23 protein-coding genes and 1 other RNA gene are annotated in these 25,407 nt (G+C 49.4%); 8 read left to right on the forward strand and 16 right to left on the reverse strand.

The window, feature by feature from the left end:
• Positions 1 to 25: 25 nt before the first annotated feature.
• Both yqjG and AACS80_RS09010 read left to right on the forward strand, forming a co-directional pair.
• Positions 26 to 1,012 carry a glutathionyl-hydroquinone reductase YqjG gene (gene yqjG / locus AACS80_RS09005; protein ID WP_135410484.1) on the forward strand — a complete coding sequence of 329 codons (987 nt, stop codon included), beginning with the start codon at positions 26 to 28 and terminating at the stop codon, positions 1,010 to 1,012.
• 283 nt (positions 1,013 to 1,295) lie between these two features.
• On the forward strand, positions 1,296 to 1,664 hold the full coding sequence (locus AACS80_RS09010; protein ID WP_130218283.1) for a DUF805 domain-containing protein: 369 nt from the start codon (positions 1,296 to 1,298) through the stop codon (positions 1,662 to 1,664).
• A gap of 33 nt (positions 1,665 to 1,697) precedes the next feature.
• Here the strand turns inward: AACS80_RS09010 and yhaJ are convergent, their stop codons facing one another.
• Positions 1,698 to 2,594, reverse strand: a complete 897-nt coding sequence (yhaJ, locus tag AACS80_RS09015) for a DNA-binding transcriptional regulator YhaJ (protein WP_135410485.1) — start codon at positions 2,592 to 2,594, stop codon at positions 1,698 to 1,700.
• Between the two features lie 104 nt (positions 2,595 to 2,698).
• Between yhaJ and AACS80_RS09020 the strand changes: the two genes are divergently transcribed.
• Positions 2,699 to 3,400: a pirin family protein gene (locus AACS80_RS09020; protein WP_130210374.1), complete on the forward strand. Its 702-nt coding sequence runs from the start codon at positions 2,699 to 2,701 to the stop codon at positions 3,398 to 3,400.
• A gap of 21 nt (positions 3,401 to 3,421) precedes the next feature.
• Positions 3,422 to 3,586: a protein YhaL gene (yhaL, locus tag AACS80_RS09025; protein ID WP_130210466.1), complete on the forward strand. Its 165-nt coding sequence runs from the start codon at positions 3,422 to 3,424 to the stop codon at positions 3,584 to 3,586.
• A gap of 39 nt (positions 3,587 to 3,625) precedes the next feature.
• On the opposite strand, the gene AACS80_RS09030 is transcribed toward yhaL, so the two are convergent.
• From AACS80_RS09030 to tdcA, 10 genes are all read right to left on the reverse strand, one after another.
• A complete protein-coding gene (locus AACS80_RS09030) occupies positions 3,626 to 3,952 on the reverse strand; it encodes a hypothetical protein (RefSeq protein ID WP_138183751.1) in 327 nt (108 codons plus the stop codon).
• A 76-nt stretch (positions 3,953 to 4,028) separates the two neighbouring features.
• Positions 4,029 to 5,339, reverse strand: coding sequence for a cysteine desulfidase (gene cyuA, locus AACS80_RS09035; RefSeq protein ID WP_130210816.1), 1,311 nt, complete (start codon positions 5,337 to 5,339; stop codon positions 4,029 to 4,031).
• Between the two features lie 27 nt (positions 5,340 to 5,366).
• Positions 5,367 to 6,698 carry an amino acid permease gene (locus AACS80_RS09040; protein WP_130210814.1) on the reverse strand — a complete coding sequence of 444 codons (1,332 nt, stop codon included), beginning with the start codon at positions 6,696 to 6,698 and terminating at the stop codon, positions 5,367 to 5,369.
• Positions 6,699 to 6,975: 277 nt separating this feature from the next.
• Positions 6,976 to 8,340, reverse strand: coding sequence for an L-serine ammonia-lyase (gene tdcG, locus AACS80_RS09045; RefSeq protein WP_130210812.1), 1,365 nt, complete (start codon positions 8,338 to 8,340; stop codon positions 6,976 to 6,978).
• 69 nt (positions 8,341 to 8,409) lie between these two features.
• Positions 8,410 to 8,799: an enamine/imine deaminase gene (locus tag AACS80_RS09050; RefSeq protein WP_064529572.1), complete on the reverse strand. Its 390-nt coding sequence runs from the start codon at positions 8,797 to 8,799 to the stop codon at positions 8,410 to 8,412.
• A gap of 13 nt (positions 8,800 to 8,812) precedes the next feature.
• A complete protein-coding gene (tdcE, locus tag AACS80_RS09055; RefSeq protein ID WP_135410486.1) occupies positions 8,813 to 11,107 on the reverse strand; it encodes a 2-ketobutyrate formate-lyase/pyruvate formate-lyase in 2,295 nt (764 codons plus the stop codon).
• 33 nt (positions 11,108 to 11,140) lie between these two features.
• Positions 11,141 to 12,349, reverse strand: coding sequence for a propionate kinase (tdcD, locus tag AACS80_RS09060; RefSeq protein WP_130259083.1), 1,209 nt, complete (start codon positions 12,347 to 12,349; stop codon positions 11,141 to 11,143).
• Positions 12,350 to 12,374: 25 nt separating this feature from the next.
• Positions 12,375 to 13,706: a threonine/serine transporter TdcC gene (tdcC, locus tag AACS80_RS09065; RefSeq protein ID WP_130210806.1), complete on the reverse strand. Its 1,332-nt coding sequence runs from the start codon at positions 13,704 to 13,706 to the stop codon at positions 12,375 to 12,377.
• 21 nt (positions 13,707 to 13,727) lie between these two features.
• A complete protein-coding gene (gene tdcB, locus AACS80_RS09070) occupies positions 13,728 to 14,717 on the reverse strand; it encodes a bifunctional threonine ammonia-lyase/L-serine ammonia-lyase TdcB (protein ID WP_130218297.1) in 990 nt (329 codons plus the stop codon).
• A 96-nt stretch (positions 14,718 to 14,813) separates the two neighbouring features.
• Positions 14,814 to 15,752 carry a transcriptional regulator TdcA gene (tdcA, locus tag AACS80_RS09075; protein ID WP_130210820.1) on the reverse strand — a complete coding sequence of 313 codons (939 nt, stop codon included), beginning with the start codon at positions 15,750 to 15,752 and terminating at the stop codon, positions 14,814 to 14,816.
• 314 nt (positions 15,753 to 16,066) lie between these two features.
• Between tdcA and tdcR the strand changes: the two genes are divergently transcribed.
• Positions 16,067 to 16,303, forward strand: a complete 237-nt coding sequence (tdcR, locus tag AACS80_RS09080; RefSeq protein WP_135490388.1) for a transcriptional activator TdcR — start codon at positions 16,067 to 16,069, stop codon at positions 16,301 to 16,303.
• A gap of 229 nt (positions 16,304 to 16,532) precedes the next feature.
• Here the strand turns inward: tdcR and rnpB are convergent.
• The 5 genes from rnpB to garP form a co-directional block, all read right to left on the reverse strand.
• Positions 16,533 to 16,909: RNase P RNA component class A (gene rnpB, locus AACS80_RS09085), an RNA gene on the reverse strand.
• Positions 16,910 to 16,941: 32 nt separating this feature from the next.
• Entirely contained in the window at positions 16,942 to 18,087 is a 1,146-nt protein-coding gene (garK, locus tag AACS80_RS09090) for a glycerate 2-kinase (protein ID WP_130204650.1), read from the reverse strand.
• A gap of 96 nt (positions 18,088 to 18,183) precedes the next feature.
• Complete coding sequence (garR, locus tag AACS80_RS09095; protein WP_130260155.1) at positions 18,184 to 19,074, reverse strand: 2-hydroxy-3-oxopropionate reductase; 891 nt, start codon at positions 19,072 to 19,074, stop codon at positions 18,184 to 18,186.
• A gap of 29 nt (positions 19,075 to 19,103) precedes the next feature.
• A complete protein-coding gene (gene garL / locus AACS80_RS09100; RefSeq protein WP_135410487.1) occupies positions 19,104 to 19,874 on the reverse strand; it encodes a 2-dehydro-3-deoxyglucarate aldolase in 771 nt (256 codons plus the stop codon).
• 15 nt (positions 19,875 to 19,889) lie between these two features.
• The gene (gene garP / locus AACS80_RS09105; RefSeq protein WP_138183752.1) at positions 19,890 to 21,224 is read right to left on the reverse strand and encodes a galactarate/glucarate/glycerate transporter GarP; all 1,335 of its coding nucleotides are present in this window, start codon (positions 21,222 to 21,224) and stop codon (positions 19,890 to 19,892) included.
• 374 nt (positions 21,225 to 21,598) lie between these two features.
• On the opposite strand from garP, the gene garD reads away from it, so the two are divergent.
• The 3 genes from garD to chbC all read left to right on the forward strand — a co-directional run bounded on the left by garD (position 21,599) and on the right by chbC (position 25,355).
• Positions 21,599 to 23,170 (forward strand): galactarate dehydratase, encoded by a 1,572-nt coding sequence (garD, locus tag AACS80_RS09110; RefSeq protein WP_130204644.1) that lies wholly within the window; start codon positions 21,599 to 21,601, stop codon positions 23,168 to 23,170.
• A 432-nt stretch (positions 23,171 to 23,602) separates the two neighbouring features.
• Positions 23,603 to 23,932 (forward strand): PTS sugar transporter subunit IIB, encoded by a 330-nt coding sequence (locus AACS80_RS09115; RefSeq protein WP_138183753.1) that lies wholly within the window; start codon positions 23,603 to 23,605, stop codon positions 23,930 to 23,932.
• A gap of 61 nt (positions 23,933 to 23,993) precedes the next feature.
• Complete coding sequence (gene chbC, locus AACS80_RS09120; protein ID WP_138183754.1) at positions 23,994 to 25,355, forward strand: PTS N,N'-diacetylchitobiose transporter subunit IIC; 1,362 nt, start codon at positions 23,994 to 23,996, stop codon at positions 25,353 to 25,355.
• Positions 25,356 to 25,407: the final 52 nt, after the last annotated feature.

The raw sequence follows: 25,407 nt of genomic DNA on the forward strand, positions 1-25,407 counted from the left end.
GTTTTTGCTATTGGAGGAGAGAAAAATGGGTCAACTGATTGACGGCGTCTGGCATGACACCTGGTACGACACCAAATCCACTGGCGGTAAATTTCAACGTTCAGCTTCCGCATTTCGTAACTGGCTCACTGCCGATGGCGCACCAGGCCCCACTGGCAAAGGTGGATTTGCCGCAGAGAAAGATCGTTATCATCTCTATGTCTCACTCGCCTGCCCGTGGGCGCACCGCACGCTGATCATGCGTAAACTCAAAGGACTGGAACCGTTTATTTCCGTTTCCGTGGTGAATCCGCTGATGCTGGAAAACGGCTGGACCTTTGATGACAGTTTCCCGGGTGCAACCGGCGACACGCTCTATCAACATGAATTCCTGTACCAGCTTTATCTCCACGCTGATCCACACTACACCGGACGAGTTACTGTCCCCGTGCTGTGGGACAAAAAGAATCACACCATTGTCAGCAACGAATCAGCAGAAATCATCCGCATGTTCAATACCGCATTTGATGCGCTGGGCGCAAAAGCGGGCGATTATTACCCCCCGGCTCTGCAAACTAAAATTGACGAACTTAACGGCTGGATATACGACACCGTAAATAATGGCGTCTATAAAGCTGGTTTTGCCACCAGCCAGGAAGCCTACGACGAGGCGGTGGTGAAAGTGTTTGAATCACTGGCGCGTCTGGAACAGATATTAGGGCAGCATCGCTTCCTGACAGGTAACCAGCTAACCGAAGCCGATATTCGCCTGTGGACCACGCTGGTCCGTTTTGATCCGGTGTATGTCACCCACTTCAAGTGCGATAAGCACCGTATCAGCGATTACCTGAATTTGTATGGCTTCCTGCGCGATATCTATCAGATGCCGGGAATAGCTGAAACCGTCAATTTCGACCATATCCGTAATCACTACTTCCGCAGCCATAAGACCATCAACCCAACAGGAATTATTTCGATTGGCCCGTGGCAGGATCTCGATGAACCGCACGGGCGGGATGTTCGCTTCGGTTAAACAAAGGCACCCTTCGTGGTGCCTATGGTTGTTGGCTAAGTGCGTGTTGTTCATGTCGGATGTGGCGGGAACGCCTTATCTGACCTACAAAACATTGTACATTTAATATATTGCAGAACCCGCCCAGGCCAGATAAGCGTAGCGCATCTGGCGATTTTGCGCTTACCCTTATCCTTCACAGCGCCTTATTAATTCATCGCGATAATATTTACTGCAAATTCATTCATGTCTATTCTTAATTTGCTGCTTTAAAAACAAGTGATTGAGCAAAATTGAGGCAAAAATGGACTGGTATCTGAAAGTACTAAAAAATTATGTCGGTTTCCGGGGACGTGCACGGCGCAAAGAGTACTGGATGTTTATTCTGGTCAACATCATCTTTACGCTCGTACTGGGGCTGCTGGATAAAATGCTGGGCTGGCAACGTGCCGGTGGCGAAGGCATCCTGACGACTATCTACGGCATTCTGGTATTTTTGCCGTGGTGGGCTGTACAGTTCCGTCGCCTGCATGACACCGACCGTTCAGCATGGTGGGTGCTACTGTTCTTAATTCCGTTTATCGGTTGGCTGATTATCATCATCTTTAACTGCCAGCCGGGGACACCAGGCGAAAACCGGTTTGGACCTGATCCAAAACTGGAACAGGAATAATAATTAAGCACCTTGTGAAAGGTGCTTTATAGATTATTTTCCAGCGAACAACTTTGGAATTTCCCGCAGACACCAGGATTTTGCTTCTCCCATACTGTCGCGACGCCAGGCCATAATAATATCGATTTCGCTGGTCGATTCCGGACTAACTACACGCAACCGTCCTTCAGCGATATCTTTTTCTACCATCGGGTACGGCATCGTTGCGACGCCAAGCCCTGACAGCAATGCCTGACGTTTATCTTCAATGGTGCTGACCGTCAGGCGCGGTTGTTTATCCAGTAACTGTACGGTCAATACCGGGCGTTCACGAGCAGTATCTGCCACTGCAATTCCGCGATATTTCACGCGCGTAACTTCAGAAAGCGGTTCCGGCTCCTGATGAATCGGGTGATCAGGCGCTGCCACGTAGACGTTCATCAAGGTGTAAAGCTTACGAGAGTTGATCTCCGACGAGGAACGAAAATGCATATCCGGCGCGATAACAATATCTGCCCGCCCCTGTTCCAGCCGCTCCCACGCCCCCGCCAGCACTTCGGTGATGATTGCCAGTTGGGTATTGGCTTTAGCCGCCAGTTTGTCGATCAACGGGAAAAAGGCAGGCGTGGGCACCAGCGCCTCGGTCACAATGGTGAGATGCGTTTCCCAACCACGCGCGAGGGCTTCGGCATCGGTGGTCAGTTTATCTGCGGCTTCCAGCAGAACACGTCCTCGCTCCAACAACATCCGCCCGACATTGGTGAATTTGGTGCGATGGCCCGAGCGGTCAAACAGCACCACATCGAGCTCTTCTTCCAGTTTTTGCATGGTGTAGCTAAGCGCGGAAGGCACTCGTCCCAGCTCATCGGCCGCCGCTGCAAAACTACCACGGCGATCGATCGCATCCATAACCCTTAGTGCTTCCAGCGTTAATGCCCTTTCTTTGGCCATTTCGTTCTCATTCAGGAAATTTGAACATACCGGGCAGAATATCTGGCTAACAATGTAGCGTCCAGCCCCTTACCATAAAAGGAAGTAAAGAGAGGTCAAGAATTATGATTACTACCCGAACTGCCAGGCAGTGTGGACAAGCAGACTACGGATGGTTGCAGGCCCGGTATACTTTTTCCTTTGGACACTACTTCGACCCTAAATTGTTAGGCTATGCCTCCCTGCGCGTGCTTAACCAGGAAGTGTTGGCTCCAGGGGCCGCCTTCCAGCCACGTACCTACCCAAAAGTTGATATTTTGAATGTGATTCTCGACGGAGAAGCAGAGTATCGGGACAGCGAAGGTAATCATGTTCAGGCCCACGCCGGTGAAGCCTTATTGCTTTCTACTCAGCCGGGCGTGAGTTATAGCGAACATAATATCAGCAAGGACAAACCGTTAACGCGAATGCAGCTCTGGCTGGATGCCTGCCCGCAACGGGAGAATCCGCTGATTCAAAAACTGGCGCTGAATATGGACAAGCAGCAATTAATCGCCTCGCCAGATGGCGCGAAAGGTAGCCTGCAACTGCGCCAGCAGGTGTGGCTGCATCATATTGTGCTCGCCGAGGGAGAAAGCGCGAACTTTCAACTGCACGGTCCGCGTGCTTATTTGCAATCGATCCACGGTCAATTTCATGCGATTACGCATCACGAAGAGAAAGCTGCGCTGACCTGCGGTGATGGCGCATTTATTCGTGACGAGGCTAACATTACACTCGTTGCTGATTCCCCGCTGCGTGCTTTGCTGATAGATTTACCTGTCTAGTTTTTTTACAGGGAGAAGATGATGAGTAAAAAATCGGCGAAGAAACGTCAGCCAGTAAAGTCCGTTGCAGCGAAAGAAACCACCCGCGCTACCAAAAGTTTTGGCTATGAAGAGATGTTGAGTGAGTTGGAGGCGATAGTAGCCGACGCCGAAATACGGTTAGCCGAGGATGAAGCTACCGCGTAAACACAGGTTGCCGGATGCGGCGTAAACGCCTTATCCGGCCTACAAAACCAACAAATTGCACACCCCGTAAGCCGGATAAGATGCGCCAGCATCGCATCCGGCACCAGGTACAAAACCCAACAACATCAACAAATCGCACAATCCGTAGGCCGGATAAGATCCGCCAGCATCGCATCCGGCACCAGGTCCAAAACCCAACAAAACCAACAAATTGCACACCCCGTAAGCCGGATAAGATGCGCCAATATCGCATCCGGCATCAGGTACAAAACCCAACAACATCAACGAATTGCACAATCCGTAAGTCGGATAAGATGCGCCAGCATCGCATCCGGCATCAGGTACAAAACCCAACAACATCAACAAATCGCACAATCCGTAGGCCGGATAAGATGCGTCAGCATCGCATCCGGCATCAGGTATGACCTCCGAAATCCGGTGCTTACCTGGCCTTACTGGCCATAATCTCGATAATCTGCCGATCCGTTTGCTGCATTGAATGACTTGCCAGCGCACACAGGTTGGCGATTGACTGCTCAACATCATGCGCCACAATCCCTTCATTGCCAGTCACGGCGGTATCATCCAGCGCCATTAACACCGCTTTCCACGCCGCCGACGCACTGGTCGAAACCTTCATCGCGCAACTGTTCGACGCGCCATCGCAAATCATACCGCTAACATCACCGATCATGCTGCTGATTGCCATCGAGATGGTTTCATAACGCCCATCCACCAGCCATGCCATCCCAGCGGCGGCGCCCATTGCGGCGGTCGTTGCGGCACACAGCGCAGACAAACGCGGTAACTGGTTATGGATATAAATCGCGCTCAAATGCGAAAGCATCAGCGCGCGCGCCAGCCGTTCATCATCTGCCCCGAAGTGTTCCGCGACCACCACCACGGGCATTGTCGCGGTGATCCCCTGGTTGCCAGAACCGGAGTTACTCATTGCCGGAAGCGTTGCGCCACCCATACGCGCATCGGATGCCGCGCTGGTACGAATCACAATTGACGAGGAGAGATCTTTCGCCAGCAAACCGCGTGCACACTGTTTTTCCAGCGTCGCGCCAATATGCAGCCCCCAGTTCCCACTCAAACCTTCCTGTGATAACGCGCAGTTTAACTTCGCAGAATCGAGAATAAAGCGGATAGCCTCAAACGGCACTTCATTGACGAACTTCAGGATCTCGGCCAGCGTCGTTCTGGAGAGCACCGCCAGCGGCGACTCTTGCTCGCCCTCTGCCACACACGCCTGCTGGGTAAAAACCACGCCATTGTGCGTCTCGATATGCACAATGTTGGTATGTCCGCCGACGATGGTGACACAAGCCCACTGCTCGCCGTTCCAGACTTTGGCGCGTGAGAAGAGGATTTCATCGCAAGGTTCCTGGATCTTGACCGAGACTTTCCCCGCCGCCAGCAACGCTTTGGCATCGGCAATTGCCTGCGCCGTTGCGTCTTTCAGCACTTCCAGCCCGGCGTTGGCATTTCCACCTAACGCCCCCAGCGCCGCGGCAATCGGCAGCCCCACCATTCCCGTACCGGGAACGGTGACGCCCAGACCGTTCTTCATCAGATTTGGCGAAACCCAGGCTTCTACACGTTCAACCGGACCTTCCAGTTCTGCCGCAGCAACCGCCGCCGCCAGCGCCAGTGAGATAGGTTCAGTACATCCCAGCGCCGGTTTTACTTCCTCCTGAACTGCAAGGATGTAACGCTGCCATAACGGATTTAGAGTCGAATCAAACATAATAAAAACCTTAAAATTTCAGGTAAATCATGAAAATGCCAGGAACGGAGAAACGCAAAGCAACAAACCGGTGACGATAATCAGGTACAGAGAGGCACCTTTGTATTTGTGCAATGCCGGTACTTTGTAAACCAACCACGCCGGGATCAGGCACCCTACCATGCCGAAAATCGGGCTACAGATAGAGGTAAAGCTCAACACTGGCGCATTCAGTACGATGGCGCTCCAGGCCAGTAAAATGGCGAAAATCATGATGCCGCGCTGAACGAGATTTTCGTTAATCTTCTCAGCTGGCATCTTGCGGCGCAGGATGTTCATTACGATCCCTTGCGTTGCTTCGCGAAAGCCTAAATAGACGCCAAAGAACGCTGTCATAACGGCAAAGATATTGAGGATGACGCTGACCACTTTCACCCATGCTGCACCGTCGCCGCTAATAAACTGTGCGGCAATCGCCAGCGCGGAAATATTCTGCTCATAGGCTTTTACTGCTTCGTCATGTCCCATCGCCAGAGTGAACGACACTGCGTAGAAAAAGACGGTGACAAACAGGATCCCAAACGCAATGTTCATCGCCCGCAACGCTTTGTGTCGTGCTACTTCGATCGATTTTTCTCGCGAGCGATAGGAAATCACCATCGGGCTTAACGTCTGAATAAACAGAATCGAGGTTAAGGTAAACGGCAGTGTGATAATGGCGTTTTTCACCAGCAGCCCCAACGGCGGCAGCGAACCTACGTTATACAGATGCCACATCCCGACCATCGATACACCCAGCGCCGCCACCACCAGCAGTTTGGTCAGCACCATGCCGGTCGAAATTTTGAATAACAGTTTCTCGCCGCGTGAAGAGATCGCTACCAGAATACAAATCAGTACCAGGCCATAAAACGGACTGTCAGACAGCAATCCTTCCGTCACGCCGAAAGTATGCAGATAGGAGGCGCTATCGTTAGTGATGGCGGTGGAGTAAACAAACATCCAAATAACCAGCATCACAAAGTAAAGTGCACCTAACAAAATGCCCCAGTTTTTACCCAAATAACCACTAATGACACTCGGGTAATCTTTACACTCTGGAGATTCCGCCAGCGTATTAATAAACAATCGCTGAAATAGATACATTGCCGGGTAGCCAATCACTGATGAGAGCAAAAATACCCACAATCCCATCAATCCGACCTGCACCGGGAGAAAAACTATCCCCGCGCCAATCGCCATCCCAATACTCATAATCACCCAACCGGTGTCGGTACTGTCGAATTTGATAGCTTCACGCCATTCACTTTCACTCATTCCAGCACGACCCGCCGGGGTCGAAGCGTCTGCAATGACGCCTTTATTCGTTGCAATTTCCATAAGTTCTCGCTCAATATTTTGTAGGGCTTATTATTTTTTTCGAGCCGCATCAAGGCGATACGCGGTCTACGTTTTTTTGCAGGCGAGTTATTAGAATGAAGAAATGATACGCGTGAGGTCAGAGAAAATCTTCACAATCAAGACTTTGAAATAGCAATTATGGATAATAATTTTCTATCAAATCAATCTTAGAGAAATAGTTATTCTCTATTTGCGGCAGATCACAATAAAAAAGGGTGCACATTTTGTGCACCCCAGTATAAACGCGGATGAGATATCAGCCGCAGACCACTTTAATGGCCAGTCCTCCGCGTGAAGTTTCGCGGTATTTATCGTTCATATCTTTGCCGGTTTCGTACATCGTCTCGATAACTTTATCGAGAGAAACACGCGGTGCGGAAGTGCGTCCCATCGCCATCCGCGCGGCGTTCACGGCTTTAACAGCATTAATAGCATTGCGTTCAATACACGGAATTTGCACCTGCCCGGCAACCGGATCGCAGGTCAGTCCCAGGTTGTGTTCCATAGCGATTTCCGCCGCATTGCACACCTGCGCCGGGCTGCCGCCCAGCAGTTCGGTTAACCCTGCCGCCGCCATTGAACAGGCCACGCCAATTTCGCCCTGACAGCCCACTTCCGCACCGGAAATGGAGGCATTCATTTTATACAACGCACCGATAGCGCCAGCCGCCAGCAGAAAACGGGCAATGGAGCGCTCATTGAGCGGGCGGCGGAATTTATCGTAATAGGCCAGCACCGCAGGAATAATGCCGCAAGCGCCGTTAGTTGGCGCTGTCACAACACGCCCGCCAGCGGCATTTTCTTCGCTGACTGCCAGAGCAAACATATTGATCCAGTCGATCACGTTCATCGGATCGTTAGAGATATTGTCGCTGGAAACCAGCAAACGCCGCAGCGCCACCGCCCGACGTGGCACATTGAGCGGGCCTGGCAGCACACCCTCGGTATTCATACCGCGTTCAATACCGTCATGCATCACCTGCCAGATACGCGAAAAACCAGCATCAATTTCGGCTTTGCTACGTAGTGCCAACTCGTTTTGCAGCATCAAACCAGAAATAGATAACCCGTTGTAATCACACATTTTCAGCAGCTCACCTGCTGAATGGAAATCGTAAGGGACGAGCGTTTCAACATCCAGTGACAAGCCGAATTGTTCTTCTTCGACAATAAATCCGCCACCGACTGAATAATAGGTTTTGCTTAACAGTTCTTCCTGCTTTTTCCACGCGGTAATACGCATCCCATTCTCATGACGGGGCAGCGTTTCCGCATGGAAAATAATGTTCTTTGCCACTGGGAAATCAACGACATGTGCGCCCGCTGCCACCGGCAACCTTCCGTTGCGCGTCACTAATTCCATAAATGCAGGTATCTCATCAATAACAACGTCCTGCGGACTATTTCCTGCCAGTCCCATGATGATAGCGATATCCGTGGCGTGACCTTTGCCCGTCAGTGACAACGATCCATAAAGATCGACCACAATGTGGCTCGTCGCGGTTAATAAGCCGCTCTTCTCCAGTCGATCAATAAAACTTTTTCCGGCATTCATTGGCCCCACGGTATGAGAACTGGAGGGACCAATCCCAATTTTGAAAATATCGAATGCACTAATCATATCCACACCCTCGGATTGCCGTTCGTGAAGAGGAGCGGAGCGACCCTGCGATCGCCCCGCTCAGGAGCTTTATGCGTTGCGTACCGCGATAGCTTCAATTTCCAGCTTCACATCTTTCGGCAAACGCGCTACCTGCACGCAGCTGCGTGTCGGGTAGGTCGCCTGATGCTCGTCAAAAAACTGCTTGTAGACTTCATTGATGGTGCCAAAGTCATTAAGGTCGGTAATGAACACCGTCATCTTCACGATATCGCCAACGGTCAGCCCGGCAGCAACCACGATCGCTTTGACGTTTTCCAGACTTAAACGCGCCTGATCTTTCACGTCCGCAGGGATCTCCCCGGTCTGCGGACAAACCGGAATTTGCCCGGAGGTGAATACCATACTGCCTAAATCAACGCCCTGAACATACGGGCCGATTGCGCCTGGCGCACGTTGCGTTTCGATAATCTTTTTCATACATCCTCCGGCATCAAAGCGCCTGGGTAAAGGTACGTGAAATCACATCCTGCTGCTGTTCACGGGTCAGTGCGTTGAAGCGCACGGCGTAGCCAGAGACACGGATTGTCAGGTTCGGGTATTTTTCCGGGTGCTCAATGGCATCCAGCAACATTTCCCGATTCATAACGTTGACGTTGAGGTGCTGACCACCTTCCACATCAGCTTCGTGGTGGAAATAACCATCCAGCAGGCCGACAAGGTTGGTTTTGCGTACCGGATCTTCTTTACCCAGCGCCGCAGGGACAATTGAGAAGGTGTACGAAATACCGTCTTTGGCGTAGGTGAACGGCAGCTTGGCAACGGAGGTCAGCGAAGCCACGGCCCCTTTGCGGTCACGACCGTGCATCGGGTTAGCACCTGGTGCGAACGGTGTACCGGCGCGACGACCATCCGGTGTGTTACCGGTTTTCTGGCCGTACACCACGTTAGAGGTGATGGTCAGAATCGACTGAGTTGGTACGGCGTTACGATAGGTTGGCAGGGCTTTAATTTTCTTCATAAAGCGTTCAACCAGGTCGCAAGCAATGCTGTCTACGCGCTCGTCGTTGTTGCCGTACTGCGGATATTCGCCGTCGATTTCAAAGTCCACCGCCAGGCCGTTTTCGTCACGGATTGGTTTCACGCGAGCATATTTAATTGCGGAAAGTGAATCCGTCGCCACCGACAGGCCCGCAATACCACATGCCATCGTGCGATAGACATCACGATCGTGCAGCGCCATCAGTGAGGCTTCGTAGCTGTACTTGTCATGCATGTAGTGGATGATGTTCAGCGCGCTGATGTACTGCACTGCCAGCCAGTCCATGAAATGGTCAAGGCTGCTCATGACTTTGTCGTAGTCCAGAACGTCGTCCATCAGTGGTGCTGTTTTCGGGCCGACCTGAATCTTCAGCTTCTCATCCACCCCGCCGTTAATTGCGTACAGCAGCGTTTTCGCCAGGTTAGCGCGTGCGCCGAAGAACTGCATCTGCTTACCAATCACCATCGGGCTGACGCAGCAGGCAATCGCGTAATCGTCGCTGTTGAAGTCAGTACGCATCAGATCGTCGTTTTCATACTGCAAAGAAGAAGTGACGATGGAGACTTGTGCCGCATATTTTTTGAAGGCAATCGGCAATGCTTCCGACCACAGAATGGTCAGGTTAGGTTCCGGTGCTGGCCCCATAGTGTGCAGTGTATGCAGGTAACGGAAGGAGTTTTTGGTCACCAGTGTGCGACCGTCCAGCCCCATCCCACCGATGACTTCCGTTGCCCAGATAGGGTCGCCGGAGAACAGCGAATCAAATTCCGGCGTACGCAGGAAGCGCACCATGCGGATCTTCATGATGAAGTGGTCGATCAATTCCTGCGCCTGCTGCTCGTTGAGCACGCCGGCTTTGAAGTCACGTTCAATGTAGATATCGAGGAACGATGCAGTACGACCCAGCGACATCGCGCCGCCGTTTTGCGATTTCACCGCCGCCAGGTAAGCGAAGTAGAGCCACTGCACCGCTTCCTGCGCATTTTGCGCTGGACGAGAGATGTCGAAGCCGTATTTCGCCGCCATTGCCTGAATCTGCAGCAGCGCATGACGATGTTCTGCCAGCTCTTCACGCAGACGGATGGTGGCTTCCAGATCTTGCCCTTTTTCCAGACGAGACTGGAGATCGGCAAATTGCAGTTCGCGTTCACGGACCAGATAACTGATCCCGTACAACGCCACGCGGCGATAGTCACCGATAATACGTCCACGGCCATAACCGTCCGGCAGACCAGTCAATACGCCAGATTTACGGCAGCGCAGCATATCCGGTGAGTAAGCATCAAATACGCCCTGGTTATGGGTTTTACGCAGATCGGTAAACACGTATTCAAATTCGCTGTCCATTTCACGGCCATAGGCGTGGAATGAACTTTTAATCATGTTGATGCCGCCAAACGGATGCAGCGCACGTTTCAGTGGCGCATCTGTTTGCAGGCCAACGATTTTTTCCAACGGCTGGTTGATATAACCGGCATCATGGGCAGTAATGGTGGTGGCAATATTGGTATCGAAATCAACCGGCGCATGGGTCGCGTTTTCGATACGAATACCTTCCATCACCTTTTCCCACAATTCCGTGGTGGCTGGCGTCGCTTCGGCGAGGAAAGATTCATCCCCTTCATACGGTGTATAGTTATGTTGAATAAAATCGCGGACATTAATTTCGTTTTTCCAGTCCGTACCTTTAAAGCCAAGCCATGCGTCGGCGTACAGCTTATCGCTGGTATCAATATCTACCTTCATGAAAAATAATCTCTCTACAATACTTCAACTAAATTATGCAAATTCTGCGGGTGCTTTAACTTTGCCTAAATGAATTGCATCTAGCGCAATCATTTTTTCTTCATTAGTCGGAATAACGGCGCAAATTACGCGCGCATTTTCACTGGACACAATTCTTTCACCGTAAGCGTTAGAGCGATTATTCATTTCTGCATCAATCTCTACGCCTAATACAGTCAAATGTTCCATGACCAGACGACGAATTAAACTTGAATTCTCACCTATTCCGCCGGTGAATATAATTCCATCCAGGCGATGTAATGAGGCAGCGTGTCCGGCAATATGACGGGCAATTCGGTGAACAAACGTTTTAATTGCCAGTTGTGCACGTTCATGACCTTCATGCCAGGCTTTTTCCAGTACACGCAGGTCGGAAGAAAGACCGGAAATCCCCAATAGCCCCGATTCTTTATTCACCACGCGTTCCAGGTCGCTAAGACTCTGGTTAGTTTGACTGGCCACCCAGGACATCGCGCCGAAGTCGACATCGCCACTGCGCGTCCCCATCATCAGCCCTTCCAGCGGCGTCATACCCATTGAGGTATCCACACTCTGCCCGTTACGAACCGCGCAAATAGACGCGCCATTGCCAAGATGCGCCACCACCAGGCCGGAGTCTTCTTCCGCCAGATCCAGCAGAGAATGCGCACGCTGGGACACATAGCGGTGAGACGTGCCGTGGAAGCCATAGCGGCGCACACCCAGCTCTTCGTAATATTTCCACGGCAGGCCGTATAAAAACGCTTCCGGGGCCATTGTCTGGTGGAAGCTGGTATCAAATACTGCTACCTGAGTTACGCCAGGAAATAATTGCTGGGCCGATTCAATGCCACTTAAATTGGCGTAATTATGCAGCGGCGCCAGTGGGGAAACGCGACGGATATTATCAATGACTTCATCGGTAATAATGGCGGACTCGGTAAAAATACTGCCGCCGTGGGCGATGCGGTGGCCAATTAAGGCCACGCTGTCATTTAAATTCCGTTTTTCCAGTTCAAACGCAATTGCCTTCAGTGCACCTTCGTAGCTGTGGTGAGCCAGCGGTGCTGGCTCTCCTCCATTTACGGATAAGAATGCATTTTCCGAATTAATACCGTCGGCAATACCTGACATTAATACTTCACAGTTCGAGGCATCCAACACGGAAAACTTAATTGAAGACGAACCACAGTTAATAACCAAAACAACCGGAAATTCATTCATCTCTTTTCTCATCCTGAGTTACGGATTAAAACAGTTTGTATACGATGTTCAGGATGGTCAGCAGACCAATCACGGTAACAAACACGTTATCCAGACGACCACGGTATTTCGCCAGCGACGGCGCTTTACGGATGGCATACATCGGCAACAGGCACAGCAGTGAAGCGATAATCGGCGCGCCCATGGCTTCAATCAGGTCCAGAATGTTCGGGTTGGCGTAAGCAACTACCCAAGTGGAACCCATGATGAAGATCATGCTGATGGTGTTCAGTTTGCCTGAAGACACTTTCGTCTTATCGCCTTTGTAGCCGAACTTCAGTACCAGACCGTTCAGACCTTCCAGCGTTCCCAGATAGTGACCGAAGAAAGATTTGAAGATAGCAACCAGTGCGATAATAGAAGCGGCATATTCCAGTACGGTGGCGAACGTCGATTTCTCGCCGGACATGGAAGCAAAGTGGTTAGCCAGATAAGAAAGCACCGGAATGTTCTGTGCTTTTGCTTCCGCCATGTTTGCCGGAGACAGCGTAAACAGGCAGCTGAAGGCAAAGAACATGACCACGGCAACCATCAGCATGCTGGCACGGGAGATGATCTGTGAGCATTTCTGCTCGGTGAAGTCGCGACCGAAGTCTTTCTCATACTCTTCACGCTTAGAAACCACGAAGGAAGAGACGATTGGCGAGAAGTTAAAGGAGAAGACCATGATGGAAATCCCCAGCCAGACGGTAATCAAGATACCGTCATGACCGGTTAACGTCAGCGCACTGAGGTCAACTTGATCAATAACAGCAGAGTTCCAGTAAGGGATCAGTGACAGAGAAATCAGTACCAGGCTGGCGATAAATGGCCATACCAGGTAACTCATCACTTTAACCATCAGATCCTTACCAAACCAAATGACGAACGCCATCAGCAGCAGCAGGAACAGCGCCACGAAGCCGCGGTTTAACGCCGCAAAGCCAAGCTGGTTTTCCCAGAACGTCATAAAGGTGTTGGTAATGGTTACGCCATAAATCCACAACAGTGGGCAAATCGCGAAGAAGTACAGGAACGTGATGACCACGCCACCCGTTTTACCAAAGTGCTCTTCCACCGTTTCCGTAATGTTGCCGGAAGGGTTAGAGCCTGAAAGACACAGACGCGCCAGCGCCCGGTGGCAATAAAACGCGATGGGGTATGCCAATACCAACATCAGAAGAATCGGGATCAGTCCGCCAAAACCTGCGCGGATAGGGAAGAACAGCACGCCGGCACCAATAGCTGTGCCGAACAAACCCAACGTCCATGTGGTATCTGATTTACGCCAGGACGATTGTTTTGTCTGGCTGGATACAATGCTATCTGAAGTACTCATATCCTATCCTCAACGAGATGATTAAGCGTCAACGAAACCGGTAATTTGAGAGACGCGAGAAAGATCTATATTGCCGCCGGAAATAATGCTGACGGTTTTTCTGTTTTGAATATATTGGTCTAATTTACCGCTTAACAAAGCAGCACATGCCAGAGCGCCTGCGCCTTCGGTGACGACTTTATTGCGCTGAATTAAGGCAATCATACTGTTTCTGATTTCGTCTTCGCTGACCAGCACGATGTCATCGACTAATTCACGAACGATTTGGTAAGTTAAATTACCCGGGCGGGCGACATCACAACCATCCGCCAGGGTGCCGGTAGTTCGGTGCGTGGTTATTTCTCCCGAGTGGAAAGAAGCCGCCATGCCGTGAACGTTTTCTGATTGCACACCAATAACACGAATTGTCGGGTTAATAGATTTAATCGCTACCGCAATACCAGCAATTAAACCGCCACCGCCAATTGGCACAATCACATTATCGACATCATAGAGATCTTCCATAATTTCCAGGCCAATCGTTCCCTGACCGGCAATCACTTTCGGATCATCATAAGGTGGGATAAAAATACGGCCTTCCGTTTCGACAATTTCGCTAACTTTGGCGATGGTGTCGTTAAAGTTGTCGCCGTGCAGAACAACTTCAGCGGAGTAGTCACATGTCGCCGCGACCTTGGATTTTGGCGCGCCTTTCGGCATTACCACTTTCCCGTCGATGCCCAGCATTGCGCAGGAGAGCGAAACCCCTTGCGCATGGTTACCCGCAGAACAGGCCACCACACCTTTGCGTTTTTCAGCATCGGTTAAAGAGCTTAATTTATTAAATGCGCCACGAATTTTAAATGAACCAGTACGCTGCATATTTTCAAACTTAAGGAATATTTCACCTTTGCAACGTTCACTAAAATAATTGGATCGAGGCATGCCTGTTTTATAAATTCGCCCAGCCAGTCGTTGTTTTGCTTCGATAATGTCATCAATAGCAACCGGGAGATCGTATGTAATATGCATGATAAACCTCTTAACCTGAATTAAATATGTAGGTAACCGTAACCGACACCCGAAAAAAGACAGGTGGATTATTTATGTTTGAGAAAAAACAAATAACTAATCAGCTTCTATTAATTGTCTTCGTCTACACCCATTATAAGATGAATACTCTTTGGCTAGTTCAACCAAAACCGATGCTGCTTTTTTAATACGATAATTTTTTGACCATACCGCGGCATATCGCGCCACGGGCAACGTTTCTTCAACCGGAATAGTAATAAATTGATTAGAACCAAAAGGTGAAGTCATATCACAAGGAATAACGGTTAAGAAATCAGCATTGAGAACAAGATTATAAATTGTCACGACTGAGTCGGTTTTAACGATGTTTTCAATACTGATGCCATTTCTTTGTAACGTGGTGAGAAGTTCGCTGTAGTATCCCATATTAGTTTGCGGCAACACCCACTGTTCGTTTTTCAACGACTCCAGCGTGGTAGTGCCGGTGCATGTTCGGGACTTGCTGGCCACCAGCACAAACTCGGACTCGAACAGCGGCTCAACATGCAAATCCTGAAGCTTCATCTCTGCACTTAACGTACCAATCGCAAAATCGAGGCGTCCGTCGCGGATAGCAGGTAAGAACGAGGACAACTGTGCTTCATACATTGAGACTTGCGCTCTCGGGAACACCTCTTTGAATTTGTTGATCATCCCGGACATAAAGGTAAAGCCAATTAGCGAAGGAAAACCAAATGAGACTTCCACCACGGCTTCAGAGGACATACCGCTTATCTCATTAACCATATTTTTCATTTCGCGGGTAATGGATTCGGAACGTGAGAGCAACAATTGACCGGCTGGCGTCAGCGTTACACCGGTATTTTTCCGTACCACTAATTCCACGCCAAAATAATCTTCAATATCGTTAATGATTTTACTTACAGCAGGTTGAGTTAAACCTAATTCTTTTGCAGCCGAGCCAATAGAGCCACTTCTGATGACTTCCTGAAAGACTACCAGGTGCTGCGTTTTAGGAAGAAGAATAGTGCTCATATCGGCCTGCATTAATTACCTCATTGACGACATGAAGTGTATCAAAATGGAATGAATAGGATATGTGCGACCACTCACAAATTAACTTTCAATTGTTTTCCAGGTATCTACTTAAATCAATATAAATCTTTAATATCAATAAGTTAACATAATGAAATCCGCATAAAGCCTGACTTTTATCAAAAAACAAAGGGGGGGATAACCATATTTTATGGCGATAACAACACGCTTTATCTGGCTTATTAAAAAATGTCCTGCGACGATATTTCAAGCAAATATCGTGTATTTCTCAGGCGAATTTTAAGTTAAATTTAATAAGCAACTTATCAAATTTTATTATAAACAAATCATATTTACAGGTAAATAATGCGCCGCGTCACATTTTTTCTCGGAATTTGTTGGTCACAAAACATCTATTTTATCAATATTTTAAAAAATCGAATACAGATATTGATCATCTCGAACAATTGATTAACGTCAATTTTTACCATCATAGCAGGATGTCATTTTGTGAATGCAATCGTTTTCCATGGTTTCTGCTGTCATCATAATGCACGGATAGCATTTTGTGTTGATGATCACAAAACTAATAATTCATATTTGCAGGTAAGTAATCTCGGGAGACAAAAAGGGTGACGAAAAAAGAGTATTTATACTGAAAAAAAGAAACTGACCGATAAGCCGCTTTCTTTTGGGTATAGCGTCGTGGACAGTCATTCATCTTACTGCCGCGCAAAAGCAAAAACCCGCCAGTTCGCACTGCCGGGTTTTCGTTAAAATAGGTGAAACTGACCGATAAGCCGGGTTCTGTCGTGGACAGTCATTCATCTAGGCCAGCAATCGCTCACTGGCTCAAGCAGCCTACCCGGGTTCAGTACGGGCCGTACCTTATGAACCCCTATTTGGCCTTGCTCCGGGTGGAGTTTACCGTGCCACGGACTGTTACCAGCCGCGCGGTGCGCTCTTACCGCACCCTTTCACCCTTACCTGATCCCACTCGCGTGGGCCATCGGCGGTTTGCTCTCTGTTGCACTGGTCGTGGGTTTCCCCCCCAGGCGTTACCTGGCACCCTGCCCTATGGAGCCCGGACTTTCCTCCCCTCCGCCCGTCTCCCCCGAAGAGGACGACGACGAAGCGGCGACTGTCTGGTCAGCTTCGGCGCGCAGTATAGAGCGTTTACACGCCCTTGTCACCCCGCGTTGCGCATTCCAATCGCCAGTGTTGCAGCAATATTGCGCGAAGCTCGGTAAATATTGTCATAAGCCCCGCTGAAAGCTTCATCCAGCGTAACAATACTGTTTAACACGCTGAATACAGCATCGATACCATGCTGGTGCACAACGCCAACATCCTTCGTAAGACTACCCGCAATACCAATTACCGGTTTATTGTATTTCTTCGCCACATTAGCCACCCCAATCGGTACTTTGCCATGGATGCTCTGGCTATCAATGCGCCCTTCTCCGGTGATAACCAGCGTGCAATCATGAATATGTTCTTCCAGATTGAGCGCCGTCGTCACAATCTCAATGCCGCTCTTTAGCTCTGCGCCAAGAAAAGCCATCAACGCCGCGCCCATTCCGCCCGCCGCACCTGCACCGGGGACGTCTTTCACATCAACATGCAGCGATTTTTTGATGACATCAGCATAGTGAGAGAGATTCTTGTCCAGCTCGACAATCGTGGCTTCATTCGCCCCTTTTTGCGGGCCAAAGATCCGCGAAGCGCCACTGTCGCCCACCAGCGGATTGGTGACATCACAGGCGACGCGAATCGTACAATTCTTTAAACGTGGATCGAGGCCACTGATATCAATGGTATTCAGAGTATTAAGACTGCCGCCGCCAAAGCCGATTTCATTGCCATTGGCATCGCTTAACTTCGCTCCCAGCGCCTGCATCATCCCAGCACCGCCATCGTTGGTGGCGCTACCGCCAATACCGATAATGATGCTTGTTGCACCGCTCTCCAGCGCCTGCAGGATTAACTCCCCTGTGCCGCGTGAAGTGGTTACCAGCGGATCACGCTTTTCCGATGGCACCAGCGCCAGCCCACTGGCCGCAGCCATTTCGATAAACGCGGTTTTGCCGTCGCCGGAGATCCCCCAACTGGCATTCACTTTCTCGCCCAGCGGCCCTGTAACCCAGGCGTGACGTTCAGCCCCCTGGGTGGCAGCAATCATCGCTTCCACCGTTCCTTCGCCACCGTCGGCAACAGGAACAGAAACGTACTGTGCATCAGGAAAAATTTCCCGAAATCCTTTTTCTATCGCCTGCGCAACCTCGCTGGCTGATAAACTTTCTTTATAAGAGTCTGGGGCGATTACGATTTTCATATCTTTGCCTGTTACCACATGACGCCGGGGGGCGTTTCTCTTATTCGGCCTGGATTCCAGGCCCGGATAGCAATAAGCCATCCGGGCACGACGTCATTAGCGAGTAACTTCGACTTTCGCCAGTTTTTCGTAGTAGCACGCAAGGGCGCTATGGTCTGCTGTTCCCAGACCATCGGCACGCAGCGCTTGCATCATCTCCATAACCGCAGCCGTCAGCGGCAGTTGCGCGCCAACGCCGTGGGAGGTATCCAGCGCATTCGCCAGATCCTTAATATGCAGATCAATACGGAAACCTGGCTTGAAGTTACGGTCCATCACCATTGGCGCTTTCGCATCCAGCACGGTACTGCCCGCCAGTCCACCACGAATTGCCTGATAAACCAGATCCGGGTTAACGCCTGCTTTGGTTGCCAGCGTCAACGCTTCTGACATCGCGGCAATATTCAGCGCCACAATGACCTGGTTGGCCAGTTTGGTGACGTTGCCTGCACCGATTTCCCCGGTATGTACCACAGACCCCGCCATCGCTTTCATTAAGTCATAGTATTTGTCGAAAATAGCCTTATCGCCACCCACCATCACTGACAGAGTGCCATCAATCGCTTTCGGCTCACCACCGCTAACCGGAGCATCCAGCATATCAATGCCTTTTGCTTTCAGCGCTTCGCTGATTTCACGGCTTGCCAACGGTGCGATAGAACTCATGTCGATCAATACCGTGCCGGGTTTCGCGCCTTCAATAATGCCATTTTCACCCAGCGCCACTTCTTTCACATGAGGAGAGTTTGGCAGCATGGTAATGATGACGTCGCACTGTTCAGCGATCGCTTTAGCCGTAGAAGCTGTTTCTGCACCTGCAGCTATCACTTCTGCGATAACTTCAGGGTTACGGTCAGAAACCACCAGCGAGTAACCTGCTTTCAGAAGGTTTTTACTCATTGGTTTACCCATAATACCCAGGCCAATAAAACCAACTTTCATAGTCATATCAATCATCTCTCTTGTTGCGGTGGTGGTTATTTTTTAAAGGTATCTGCCAGTTTCTGGGTGGCAGAGCGGAACACGCCGAGATCGCTACCAACAGCCACAAACGTCGCGCCCCATTCCAGATAACGACGCGCATCGGCTTCGACCGGTGCGAGGATACCGCTGGGTTTGCCGTGCGCTCTGGCACGGTTAAAAATATGTTGAATCGCTTTTTGTACATCCGGGTGTGATGCATTGCCGAGATGGCCTAATGCCGCAGCCAGATCGCTGGGACCGACGAAGATGCCGTCTACACCTTCGGTAGCGGCGATGGCATCGACGTTATCTACGCCTTGCTGACTTTCAATCTGGACCAGAATGGTGATGTTCTTGTTCGACTGAGCGAAATAATCCGCCACGGTGCCAAACATATTGGCACGGTGAGAAACGGAGACGCCGCGAATACCTTCTGGTGGATAACGAGTAGATGCCACTGCTTGTACCGCTTCCTCTTCTGTTTCGACAAATGGAATCAGGAAGTTATAGAAACCGATATCCAGAAGACGCTTAATAATTACCGGTTCGTTGGTCGGCACCCGCACCACTGGCGCGCTGGGGCTACCTTTCAGGGCCATCAGCTGGGGAATAAATGTGGCGATATCGTTTGGCGCATGTTCGCCATCCAGCACCAGCCAGTCAAAGCCAGCCAAACCAAGAACTTCAGTGCTTATCGGGTTAGAGAGAGCTGACCAGCAACCAATTTGTATCTGTTTCGCGGCCAATGCGGCTTTGAATTTATTGGGAAAAATATCGTTATTCATCGCTTATACCTTTGCTTATTTCTGCAATTCCATACGTTTAATGTCGCCAACCACGAAGAGGTAGCAGACCATCGCCATCAGCGCCGAACATCCCACGAAGACCAGTGCCGCATTGAAGGAGTGCAGTTCACTTACCAGGTAACCAATCACCAGTGGAGTGACAATGGAGGCAACATTGCCAAAGACGTTAAATACGCCGCCGCAGAGGCCAACAATCTCTTTCGGCGCGGTGTCAGAAATCACCGGCCAGCCCAGCGCACCAAATCCTTTGCCAAAAAAGGCCAGCGCCATCAGCATGACCACCAGCGTGGTGTTGTTGGTGTAGTTACATAAGATGATGGTGGAAGCCAGCAACATTCCCAGTACAATCGGTAGCTTACGAGCCAGGGTCAGTGACAAACCGCGTTTGATCAGATAATCCGAGAAGACACCACCGAGCACACCGCCAGCAAAACCACACAGTGCCGGAATCGAGGCGACCAGGCCTACCTTCAGAATCGACATGCCTTTTTCCTGCACCAGATAAATCGGGAACCAGGTAAGGAAGAACCAGGTGATGGTGTTGATAAAATATTGTCCGAAAAATACACCCAGCATCATGCGGCTGGAGAGCAATTGCTTGATGTAATGCAGTTTGGGACCGCTTGCCACCGCACTGCCCGGCTTTTTGTGGTCCATATCAACCACCGCGCCATTTTCAGAGATAAACTTCAACTCTTCCGCGGACATGCGTGGGTGATCTGTCGGGTTATGAATCAACTTGATCCACAGCGCCGTCAGCACAAAACCAATCACTCCCATAACGGTAAAGACGTGCTCCCAGCCCCAGGCAAAAGTCAGCCAGCCAAGCAGCGGTGAGAAGAGCGCCAGCGAGAAATATTGCGCCGAGTTAAAGATGGCGGAGGCAGTACCACGTTCTTTCGTCGGGAACCAGGCCGCGACAATACGGGCGTTCGCCGGGAATGACGGCGCTTCCGAAAACCCCAGCATAAAGCGCATAAAGAACATGGAGATCCCAGCCCAGGCCAGCGGAAACATATCGACAAAGCCTTGCAGGAAGGTGAACAGCGACCAGAAAAAGAGGCTGTAAGTGTAAACTTTCTTCGAGCCAAACTTATCAAGCAGCCAGCCGCCGGGGATTTGCATCAGCAAGTAGGCCCAGCCAAAAGCGGAGAAGATGTAACCCATCGAAACCGCACTTAACTGCAACTCTTTTGCTACTTCGGTACCAGCAATAGACAGCGTTGCACGATCGGCGTAGTTAACGGCGGTAACAATAAAAATAATCATTAATATTAAATAGCGGGTATGCACGCCTTTCTTTTTTTCGTCAACGGTGTCCAGAATCATTTTATTTACCTCGGGTACTTATGCTGATTTTTATTATTATGGGGAAGATGTTATTTATGAGTTTCATTTATGCCGTAATGACAATGAACTCGGGAATCAGTATAAGCAGCGCGAGAATAATAATCATTGTGCAAATGCTAATTTAATTAATACGATTTAAATATTATTTTGAGCATATGCACATAAGGTTGCGCGCTAAAGCACAGATTTACGCATTGCCTTGCCGGGCGGTACTGCAATCCCTGAAATGATTGACATTGATCACATTTCTGCGTTTAAACTCCTGACATTCTTATTTCACCCAATGAAGTCATTTATTTTTAAATGAGACCAGGTCCTCATTTTAATAGTCCCTGGCTGGAGAATATTGCACAATGGCCAACATCGAAATCAGACAAGAAACACCAACTGCGTTTTATATAAAAGTTCACGACACAGATAATGTGGCAATTATTGTTAATGATAATGGCCTGAAAGCAGGAACGCGTTTTCCGGACGGACTGGAATTAATTGAACATATTCCTCAGGGGCATAAAGTCGCATTGCTGGACATTCCAGCTAATGGAGAAATTATTCGTTATGGCGAAGTGATTGGTTACGCCGTGCGCGCCATCCCACGCGGAAGCTGGATCGACGAATCAATGGTAGTACTACCGGAAGCGCCGCCGTTACACACGCTGCCACTGGCAACCAAAGTCCCGGAACCCTTACCGCCGCTGGAAGGTTATACCTTTGAAGGCTATCGCAATGCTGATGGTAGCGTGGGAACCAAAAACCTGCTCGGCATTACCACCAGCGTCCACTGTGTGGCAGGCGTGGTGGATTACGTAGTAAAAATCATTGAGCGCGATCTGCTGCCAAAATACCCGAACGTCGATGGCGTAGTGGGACTGAATCACCTGTACGGTTGTGGCGTGGCGATTAATGCTCCGGCGGCTGTAGTGCCAATACGTACCATTCACAATATTTCGCTCAATCCAAATTTTGGCGGCGAGGTGATGGTGATTGGCTTGGGATGCGAGAAATTGCAACCAGAGCGCCTGCTGGTCGGCACGGATGATGTGCAGGCTATTCCAGTAGAAAGCGCCAGCATTGTCAGCTTGCAGGATGAAAAGCATGTCGGCTTTCAATCAATGGTCGAGGATATTTTGCAGGTCGCCGAACGCCATCTACAAAAACTGAATCAACGTCAGCGAGAAACCTGTCCTGCTTCGGAACTGGTTGTCGGCATGCAATGCGGCGGCAGCGATGCATTTTCTGGCGTAACGGCAAACCCGGCGGTTGGATATGCGTCTGATTTACTGGTGCGCTGCGGTGCAACGGTGATGTTTTCAGAAGTAACGGAAGTGCGTGACGCGATTCATCTACTGACACCGCGCGCCATTAACGAAGAGGTCGGCAAACGGCTGCTGGAAGAGATGGAGTGGTACGATAACTATCTCAATATGGGAAAAACCGACCGCAGCGCCAACCCTTCGCCGGGCAACAAGAAAGGCGGTCTGGCAAATGTGGTGGAGAAGGCACTCGGCTCCATTGCTAAATCGGGTAAAAGCGCAATTGTTGAAGTGCTGTCGCCTGGTCAACGCCCGACTAAACGCGGATTAATTTACGCCGCGACGCCAGCCAGCGATTTTGTTTGTGGCACGCAACAGGTGGCTTCGGGTATTACCGTGCAAGTGTTTACGACCGGTCGCGGCACGCCGTATGGTCTGATGGCAGTACCGGTCATTAAAATGGCAACCCGCACCGAACTGGCGAACCGCTGGTTTGACTTAATGGATATCAACGCAGGCACCATCGCCACCGGCGAAGAAACCATAGAAGAAGTGGGCTGGAAGCTGTTCCACTTTATTCTCGACGTCGCCAGCGGGAAGAAGAAAACCTTCTCGGATCAATGGGGATTGCATAACCAGCTGGCGGTGTTTAACCCGGCACCGGTGACCTGACGGCCTTGCATGAACGGAAAATGGGGAGACTGTGTTTCCCCGTTTTCCCAACAAAAAGGAAGTGATAACGCTCACATATCTAAAGTATTTTTAGATTGTTGTTTTTTTCATTCCTGGAGGCAGAAAAAACGTAATCTATTGAAAAAACGTTAATTTATTCTATTACCATATCGCCTGTACTTTTCATTCCGCTAAAAAAGAAACCTACCGAAAGCCGCGTTGTTTTTATTACAACACGCCCACAATTTCACTCTCTTGACATTCAATTCTATAAACCAGATTATTCAATGGCTCCTGAATTTTTTGAGATTAATACCAAAAGACGATATTCAGGAAATCAATATAAATATCCGTGCCTTTTTAATTAAAGTCGCCTCATATGCCATTCATGGCATGACAAATATATTATGTCGTAATATATCTGGAGTTTCTATGGAAAAGAAAAAGATATACTTATTTTGTTCAGCGGGAATGTCAACATCACTGCTGGTATCAAAAATGAAAGTGCAGGCGATAAAATATGATGTACCAGTAATTATTGAGGCATTCTCGGAATCTGTTGCCGCAGAGAAAGGTCCGGAAGCTGATGTTATATTATTGGGACCTCAAATTGCTTACATGCAATCAGAGATCCAAAGCTTATTACCAGGAAAGCCAGTAGAAGTTATTGATTCAATATTATATGGAAAAATTGATGGCTTAGGTGTTCTAAAATCAGCTATCGCCATAATAAAAAAGAGCAAAAGTGACCAAACCATATAAACAGGATATTAATAAAACCAACGTCGCAGTGATACATTAATCGGTATATAAGGATATTTTTATGCCCGGAATGATGGCACTACTTGAAAAACTCATTCTTCCTTTTGCAGTTAAACTAGGGAAACAGCCTCACGTCAACGCAATAAAAAACGGTTTTATCCGTATGATGCCGTTAACTTTGGCTGGTACATTATTTGTTCTCATTAACAGCGTTTTTTTAGATTTTAGTGAAGGTTCCTTTTTTTATTCATTAGGCGTCCGTCTGGATCCATCAACCATTAAAACCTTAAGTGCCTTCACCGTCGTCGGTGATAGTGCTTATCATGGCACGCTGGGCATTATGTCGCTCATGACGCCCTTTTTTATTGGGATGGGACTGGCCGAAGAACGGAAAGTTGATTCGTTATCCGTTGGCTTACTCTCTGTCGCAGCGTTTATGACCGTCACCCCCTTCAAAACAGGAGAAACCGCTAATGTCATTGGCGCAAACTGGCTGGGGGGAGCCAATATTCTTTCTGGAATGATCATTGGGTTAGTTGTGGCGGAAATTTTCGCTTTTATAATCCGCCACAACTGGGTGATTCGTTTACCCGCGAGTGTCCCGGCCGCAGTATCACGCTCATTCTCGGCAATGGTGCCTGGGTTTATCATCCTGTTAATTATGGGGAGTTTATCTGGCATATTGTCGATATATGGCACCAATTTCCATCAGGTTATTATTACCTCTCTGGCTACGCCATTAACCTCAATGAGTAGTATTGTTGGCTGGACATTCGTTGTCTTTAATTCCCTGTTATGGTTCTTTGGTATCCACGGCGGCTTAGTATTAACTGCGTTACAAAGCAGCACGCTGGGTCCCTGGGGGCTGGAGAATATTGCAACCTACACACAATATGGTTCGGTACAAGCGGCACTGGAGGCAGGAAAAACCTTCCATTTCTGGACCGGCCCAATGCTTGACGCTTACGTTTTCCTCGGTGGAACAGGGGCAACGCTGGGACTCATTTTCGCCATTTTCATTGCATCACGCCGGGAAGATTATCGTCAGGTTGCTAAATTAGCATTACCTTCTGGTATCTTTAATATCAACGAACCTATTTTATTTGGTTTGCCGATCATTATGAACCCCATTATGTTAATCCCGTTTGTGATGATCCAACCCATTCTCGCTGGGATTACCTTAATCGCCTATAACATGGGTATTATTCCGCCATCGACAAATATTGCCCCCTGGACCATGCCTCCCGGACTCAATGCATTCTTCAGTTCAAATGGGAGCATTGCCGGATTACTCCTTGCGCTCTTTAACTTAGGTGTTGCCACAATGGTTTATCTTCCCTTTGTCATCATCTCAAACAAAGCACAAGTCGAAATTAATAAAGAAGAAAGCGAAGAAGATATCGCCAATGCGTTGAAGTTTTAATAGCACGCTTCATCATGCCAACGTTCAGATAAAAACATGGCATCACAAATCA

The organism is Escherichia sp. E4385 (genome assembly GCF_963883145.1).
Taxonomy (GTDB): domain Bacteria; phylum Pseudomonadota; class Gammaproteobacteria; order Enterobacterales; family Enterobacteriaceae; genus Escherichia.

Excerpts from the sequence above, each read along its gene's own strand:
- yqjG (WP_135410484.1), top strand. The coding sequence starts at position 26 with ATGGGTCAACTGATTGACGGCGTCTGGCATGACACCTGGTACGACACC.
- AACS80_RS09010 (WP_130218283.1), top strand. The coding sequence starts at position 1,296 with ATGGACTGGTATCTGAAAGTACTAAAAAATTATGTCGGTTTCCGGGGA.
- yhaJ (WP_135410485.1), bottom strand. The coding sequence starts at position 2,594 with ATGGCCAAAGAAAGGGCATTAACGCTGGAAGCACTAAGGGTTATGGAT.
- AACS80_RS09020 (WP_130210374.1), top strand. The coding sequence starts at position 2,699 with ATGATTACTACCCGAACTGCCAGGCAGTGTGGACAAGCAGACTACGGA.
- yhaL (WP_130210466.1), top strand. The coding sequence starts at position 3,422 with ATGAGTAAAAAATCGGCGAAGAAACGTCAGCCAGTAAAGTCCGTTGCA.
- cyuA (WP_130210816.1), bottom strand. The coding sequence starts at position 5,339 with ATGTTTGATTCGACTCTAAATCCGTTATGGCAGCGTTACATCCTTGCA.
- AACS80_RS09040 (WP_130210814.1), bottom strand. The coding sequence starts at position 6,698 with ATGGAAATTGCAACGAATAAAGGCGTCATTGCAGACGCTTCGACCCCG.
- tdcG (WP_130210812.1), bottom strand. The coding sequence starts at position 8,340 with ATGATTAGTGCATTCGATATTTTCAAAATTGGGATTGGTCCCTCCAGT.
- AACS80_RS09050 (WP_064529572.1), bottom strand. The coding sequence starts at position 8,799 with ATGAAAAAGATTATCGAAACGCAACGTGCGCCAGGCGCAATCGGCCCG.
- tdcE (WP_135410486.1), bottom strand. The coding sequence starts at position 11,107 with ATGAAGGTAGATATTGATACCAGCGATAAGCTGTACGCCGACGCATGG.
- tdcD (WP_130259083.1), bottom strand. The coding sequence starts at position 12,349 with ATGAATGAATTTCCGGTTGTTTTGGTTATTAACTGTGGTTCGTCTTCA.
- tdcC (WP_130210806.1), bottom strand. The coding sequence starts at position 13,706 with ATGAGTACTTCAGATAGCATTGTATCCAGCCAGACAAAACAATCGTCC.
- tdcB (WP_130218297.1), bottom strand. The coding sequence starts at position 14,717 with ATGCATATTACATACGATCTCCCGGTTGCTATTGATGACATTATCGAA.
- tdcA (WP_130210820.1), bottom strand. The coding sequence starts at position 15,752 with ATGAGCACTATTCTTCTTCCTAAAACGCAGCACCTGGTAGTCTTTCAG.
- garK (WP_130204650.1), bottom strand. The coding sequence starts at position 18,087 with ATGAAAATCGTAATCGCCCCAGACTCTTATAAAGAAAGTTTATCAGCC.
- garR (WP_130260155.1), bottom strand. The coding sequence starts at position 19,074 with ATGACTATGAAAGTTGGTTTTATTGGCCTGGGTATTATGGGTAAACCA.
- garL (WP_135410487.1), bottom strand. The coding sequence starts at position 19,874 with ATGAATAACGATATTTTTCCCAATAAATTCAAAGCCGCATTGGCCGCG.
- garP (WP_138183752.1), bottom strand. The coding sequence starts at position 21,224 with ATGATTCTGGACACCGTTGACGAAAAAAAGAAAGGCGTGCATACCCGC.
- garD (WP_130204644.1), top strand. The coding sequence starts at position 21,599 with ATGGCCAACATCGAAATCAGACAAGAAACACCAACTGCGTTTTATATA.
- AACS80_RS09115 (WP_138183753.1), top strand. The coding sequence starts at position 23,603 with ATGGAAAAGAAAAAGATATACTTATTTTGTTCAGCGGGAATGTCAACA.
- chbC (WP_138183754.1), top strand. The coding sequence starts at position 23,994 with ATGCCCGGAATGATGGCACTACTTGAAAAACTCATTCTTCCTTTTGCA.